General features: G+C 72.9%; 6 protein-coding genes and 5 tRNA genes. 6 read left to right on the forward strand and 5 right to left on the reverse strand.

All coding sequences use genetic code 11. The annotated features are described in order from the left end of the window. Window positions 1-319 (reverse strand): hypothetical protein (locus MHW47_RS32430; protein ID WP_239227430.1); only part of this gene is annotated, 319 nt, incomplete at its 3' end. A 190-nt stretch (window positions 320-509) separates the two neighbouring features. Between MHW47_RS32430 and MHW47_RS32435 the strand changes: the two genes are divergently transcribed. Next, window positions 510-1,019, forward strand: a complete 510-nt coding sequence (locus MHW47_RS32435) for a DsbA family protein (RefSeq protein WP_239227431.1) — start codon at window positions 510-512, stop codon at window positions 1,017-1,019. A 20-nt stretch (window positions 1,020-1,039) separates the two neighbouring features. On the opposite strand, the gene MHW47_RS32440 is transcribed toward MHW47_RS32435, so the two are convergent. Next, the gene (locus MHW47_RS32440) at window positions 1,040-1,882 is read right to left on the reverse strand and encodes a GNAT family N-acetyltransferase (RefSeq protein ID WP_239227432.1); all 843 of its coding nucleotides are present in this window, start codon (window positions 1,880-1,882) and stop codon (window positions 1,040-1,042) included. A 50-nt stretch (window positions 1,883-1,932) separates the two neighbouring features. Next, window positions 1,933-2,943: a chorismate-binding protein gene (locus MHW47_RS32445; protein WP_239227435.1), complete on the reverse strand. Its 1,011-nt coding sequence runs from the start codon at window positions 2,941-2,943 to the stop codon at window positions 1,933-1,935. Window positions 2,944-3,106: 163 nt separating this feature from the next. Between MHW47_RS32445 and MHW47_RS32450 the strand changes: the two genes are divergently transcribed. From MHW47_RS32450 to MHW47_RS32470, 5 genes are all read left to right on the forward strand, one after another. Then, window positions 3,107-3,179, forward strand: a tRNA-Gly gene (locus MHW47_RS32450). A gap of 38 nt (window positions 3,180-3,217) precedes the next feature. Continuing rightward, a tRNA-Cys gene (locus tag MHW47_RS32455) sits at window positions 3,218-3,291 on the forward strand. 1 nt (window position 3,292) lies between these two features. Next, a tRNA-Val gene (locus tag MHW47_RS32460) sits at window positions 3,293-3,364 on the forward strand. Window positions 3,365-3,401: 37 nt separating this feature from the next. Then, window positions 3,402-3,473 (forward strand) — tRNA-Val (locus MHW47_RS32465). A 22-nt stretch (window positions 3,474-3,495) separates the two neighbouring features. Beyond that, window positions 3,496-3,567: transfer RNA gene (locus MHW47_RS32470), tRNA-Val, on the forward strand. A 100-nt stretch (window positions 3,568-3,667) separates the two neighbouring features. Here the strand turns inward: MHW47_RS32470 and MHW47_RS32475 are convergent. Both MHW47_RS32475 and MHW47_RS32480 read right to left on the reverse strand, forming a co-directional pair. Beyond that, window positions 3,668-3,946 (reverse strand): zf-TFIIB domain-containing protein, encoded by a 279-nt coding sequence (locus tag MHW47_RS32475; protein ID WP_239227433.1) that lies wholly within the window; start codon window positions 3,944-3,946, stop codon window positions 3,668-3,670. 65 nt (window positions 3,947-4,011) lie between these two features. Further along, window positions 4,012-4,461 (reverse strand): phosphotransferase family protein (locus MHW47_RS32480; RefSeq protein ID WP_239227434.1); only part of this gene is annotated, 450 nt, incomplete at its 5' end.

Below are 4,461 nucleotides of genomic sequence, written 5' to 3' on the forward strand. Positions count from 1 at the left end.
CCGGGGCCACGGCCTCGCCGCGCGCGGCCCGGGCGGCGGCCCTGCGCTCCTTGCGGCTGCCGGCGCCCCGGCGCTCGATCGCGCGCGTGATGACGAAGAGCAGCCAGGCCACGCCGAGCAGGCCGAAGCCCACCCAGACGCTCAGCTTGGAGCCGATGTCCGCCATCCACGCCACGGCCCCGGTCAGCACCAGCCCGATCGGCACCAGCGCGTAGGCCGCGATCCTGGTCGCCGCGAGGAACCGCCTGCGGTAGGCGGTGACGGCCGCGATGCCCAGGCCCGCCGCGGACGCCGCGGAACAGATGGTCTCGGCAAGCATCGGTGCCTCCTGGCGCAGGGGGATACGTCCCTTCCATCCTGCACCGCGCACCGGCCGGGCGGCCATGCCTCCGGCCCGTATCAGGGAGATCTCAGGGGCCGGGCTCCTCCCCAGGTCCCGTACGGGCGCCGCCGCGGGAGGAGACGGGGCGGGGAGGAAGCGGGGCCGTCCGTCCTGCGAGACTGGGCCCATGAGCGATTCCTCCTCCTCGGCACCGGTCGTCCTCGACGTCTGGTGCGAGCTCCAGTGCCCCGACTGCCACCACGCCCTCGCCGATGTGAACGCCCTGCGCGCCCGGTACGGGGACCGGATCGAGGTGCGGCTGCGGCACTTCCCGCTGGAGAAGCACAAGCACGCGTACGCCGCCGCGCAGGCCGCCGAGGAGGCGATCGCGCAGGGCGGCGGATGGCCGTACGTCGAGGCGGTCCTCGCCCGCACCGGCGATCTCGCGAAGCACGGCGAGAAGCTGCTGGTCGAGGTGGCCGGTGAGCTGGGGCTGGACGCCGAGGAGTTCGACACCGCGCTGATCGACGGCCGCCACCTGCTGATCGTGGACGCGGACCAGGCCGAGGGCAGGGCGATCGGCGTGACCGGTACGCCGACGTACGTGATCGGCGGGGAGCGGCTGGACGGCGGCAAGAGCCAGGAGGGGCTGCGCGAGCGCGTCGAGGAGATCGCCGACCGGCTGCTGGCCGGGTAGGTCCGGCGGGGCGGCGGGGGTTACAGCTCCTTGGTGAAGTTGTACTGGGTCGGCTCGTAGCCGAGGGACTCGTACAGCCGGAGCGCCGGGGTGTTGGACGTGATGACGTGCAGCCCGATCCGCGTCTCGCCGGCGGCCAGGGCGATCCGCTCGGCCTGGAGCATCAGGGCCCGTCCGTAGCCCCTCCCCCGCTGCTCCGGTGACACCTCCACGTTGAAGACGTAGCCGATCAGCAGGCCGGGGTGCATCTCGAAGGGCGACTCCCAGATGTCACCGACCGGTTCGCCGCCGTCCGCGCGGAAGAGCAGGTCGAGCCGGGCCCCCCTGGTGGCGAGGCCGTCCGGGAGGTGGCGGGCGTGGGAGGCGCGGGCCGCGTCGTGGGCCACCTCGCGCGGGATGCCCCGGCTCACCAGGCTTCCCGCGTACATGTCGATCGCCTTCTCCGACCAGCCGGCGAACTCGGCAGGGGTCATCGGGCGGGCGACGAGGCCGTCCGGCAGGGCCGGGGGTTCGGCGGGCAGCGTCTTGAGCATGTTGCGGCTGCGTTCGGTGTAGCCGAGGGCGGTGGCCATCCGCAGGCCCACGGGGTCGTCCGCGCGCACCTCCGTGCACACGAGGGCGCAGCCCCAGCCGCGCAGGATCTCCTCGGCGGCCAGCGCGGCGATGGTGCCCCGGCCGCGCCGCCGGACCGTCTCGTCGACGCGCAGTTCCGTGATCAGGCCGGACGAGCCGCCCGCCCCCGCTTCGACGGCGAGCGCGATGAAGCCGACGGGGCGGCCGTTGTCGCAGATGTCGTACGCGCGTCGCTGTGCGCCGTCGGCGCCTGACTGGATCGGCCCGGTCGGCCGCAGTGTCGTCGTCATCAGTAGGTTTCTATCCCCCGTTCGGGGGTCCGTCACCCGCTTTTACGGCTTCATGGGGTCGAGGCGAGGGCCAGCAGCCGGGACGCCTTCAGTTCGGTCTCCGCCCACTCGCGTTCCGGGTCGGAGCCCCAGGTGATGCCCGCCCCGGTGCCGAAGCGCAGTACGGGGGCGGGTCCGGTGCGGTCGGTCCAGAAGGTCCGGATGCCCACGGCGAGCGAGGCGGTGGACCGGTCGGCGTCCACCCAGCCGATGCCGCCGCAGTACGGGCCGCGCGGGGCGGTCTCCAGCTCGCCGATGATCCGCAGCGCGCTGGACTTGGGGGCGCCGGTGACCGAGCCGGGCGGGAAGGCGGCGGCCAGGATGTCCGCCCAGCCCGCGCCGTCGGCGAGCCGGCCGCGCACGGTGGAGACGAGGTGGACGAGGCCGGGGTGCTTCTCGACGGCGCACAGGTCGGGGACGGTGACCGATCCGGTGGCGCAGACCCGGCCCAGGTCGTTGCGGACCAGGTCGACGATCATCACGTTCTCGGCGTAGTCCTTCTCCAGCAGGTCGTCCTCGGTGCGTCCGGTGCCCTTGATCGGGCCGGACTCGAGGGTGCGGCCGTCCCGGCGCAGGAAGAGTTCCGGGGAGGCGGAGGCGATCTCGACGCCGTGCGCGGGCAGCCGAATCGTTCCTGCATACGGGGCGGGGTTGCCGCGCGCCAGCAGTGCGGTGAGGGCGTCCACGTCCGCGCGGCCCGGGCCGGGCAGCGGGGCGCCGAGCACCCGGCAGAGGTTCGCCTGGTAGACCTCGCCGGCCGCGATGTACGTACGGATGCGGCGCACGCCCTCGGTGTACGCGGCCCGGTCGAGCGAGGAGGTCCAGTCGCCGGCGGCCGGGCCGCGCCAGGCGCCGGGGACCGGGGCGGGCACGGCGGCGGGACGCACGGTGTCGAAGCGGGCACAGAGCAGAGAGCCTTCGAAACCCGCGCAGACGGCCCAGAAGCCGGACGAGTCGAGGGCCGCGGGATCGGTCGTCACGTCCCGCAGACCGGAGGCGACGAGGCCGCCGAAGCGGGCCATGGGAGCGAGGTCGTGCACGTCCGCGAGTGTAGGACGGCGTGCGGTGACCCGCGCCGGGGCGGGCGCACCTCAGCACGCTGCGCAAACGCGTTTTTGTACTGGCCCCGGAATCCGCTAGAGTTCAACACGTCGCCGGGACGCGCAAGCGGACCGGGAATGACAAGCGGACGTAGCTCAGTTGGTAGAGCGCAACCTTGCCAAGGTTGAGGTCGCCAGTTCGAACCTGGTCGTCCGCTCGCAGAAGGTGGGGGATCCTCCCGGACTCCTCGCCCCTGGTGGAGTGGCCGAGAGGCGAGGCAACGGCCTGCAAAGCCGTCTACACGGGTTCAAATCCCGTCTCCACCTCCAAGGACGATTAGCTCAGCGGGAGAGCGCTTCCCTGACACGGAAGAGGTCACTGGTTCAATCCCAGTATCGTCCACTGGTCCGCGAGGACCGCTGGTCCGTATGGATCACCCGCGCGATTAGCTCAGCGGGAGAGCGCTTCCCTGACACGGAAGAGGTCACTGGTTCAATCCCAGTATCGCGCACGCAGTACACGCAGGGTCACCTGCGCGATTAGCTCAGCGGGAGAGCGCTTCCCTGACACGGAAGAGGTCACTGGTTCAATCCCAGTATCGCGCACTGTCACGAAGCCCCGGTCGTCTCGGCGACCGGGGCTTCGTCGTGCTCGGGGCGGGCGGGGCGGGCCACCGGCTCGGGAGCCGGGGCCCGCCGGGCGCGCTCAGGAGGAGAAGAGCATGCGGCCGAAGCTCTTCTGCCGGTAGTGCCCGTGGTGGCCACCGTGGTGCGGGGCGCCCCAGGCCGGCGCGGGGGCGGCGGCGGGGTAGGCCTGCGGCGGGGCGGGCGGCGGGGCCTGCTGCGCCCACTGGGCCTCGATGCGGGTCAGCGTCTCCAGCTCGCCGTAGTCCAGGAATATCCCCCGGCAGCCGCTGCACTGCTCGATCTGGATGCCGTTGCGGTTGTACGTGTGCATCTGTGCGTGGCACTTGGGACACTGCATGTGCGGGCTCACTCCTCGCCGTCGGTTCGCCGCCGGAAGACAGGCCCGGCGGCGGTCGGTTCACCCTACGACGTGGATTCGCCCGCCAACTCGGGCGGGAGCGAGGCAATTCGGGCACAGGCGTCGATCATGACCTGTTCCACCTCATCCGGAGCGCGTCCCTCCGCCGCCGACTTCGCCCAGGCGAGGGCGGCGGTCTGCACGGTCAGCGCGCGGGCGGGCACGTCCAGGGCGGGCCAGGGGTCGCCCTCCCCCGGCACGGCGGGGCCGCCGCCGCTCCGGTAGGCGTCCAGGAACCGCAGCCAGATGTCCGGGGGCAGCAGCCCGGCCGCGTACCAGGCGGCCGGCCGGGCGAGGTCCCACGCGGGGTCGCCGTAGCCGGTGTCGTCCACGTCGATGAGCAGCCACGGGCCGTCCGGGGCGGGGTGCCGGACGAGCTGGCCGAGGTGCAGGTCCCCGTGGCACAGGAAGCGGCTCCGGCCGGCCGGCGGGGCCGCGCAGGGCGGCGGACTCGA

It is taken from the genome of Streptomyces sp. OfavH-34-F (assembly GCF_022347745.1).
Lineage (GTDB): Bacteria > Actinomycetota > Actinomycetes > Streptomycetales > Streptomycetaceae > Streptomyces.

Excerpts from the sequence above, each read along its gene's own strand:
- MHW47_RS32435 (WP_239227431.1), top strand. The coding sequence starts at position 510 with ATGAGCGATTCCTCCTCCTCGGCACCGGTCGTCCTCGACGTCTGGTGC.
- MHW47_RS32440 (WP_239227432.1), bottom strand. The coding sequence starts at position 1,882 with ATGACGACGACACTGCGGCCGACCGGGCCGATCCAGTCAGGCGCCGAC.
- MHW47_RS32445 (WP_239227435.1), bottom strand. The coding sequence starts at position 2,943 with ATGGCCCGCTTCGGCGGCCTCGTCGCCTCCGGTCTGCGGGACGTGACG.
- MHW47_RS32475 (WP_239227433.1), bottom strand. The coding sequence starts at position 3,946 with ATGCAGTGTCCCAAGTGCCACGCACAGATGCACACGTACAACCGCAAC.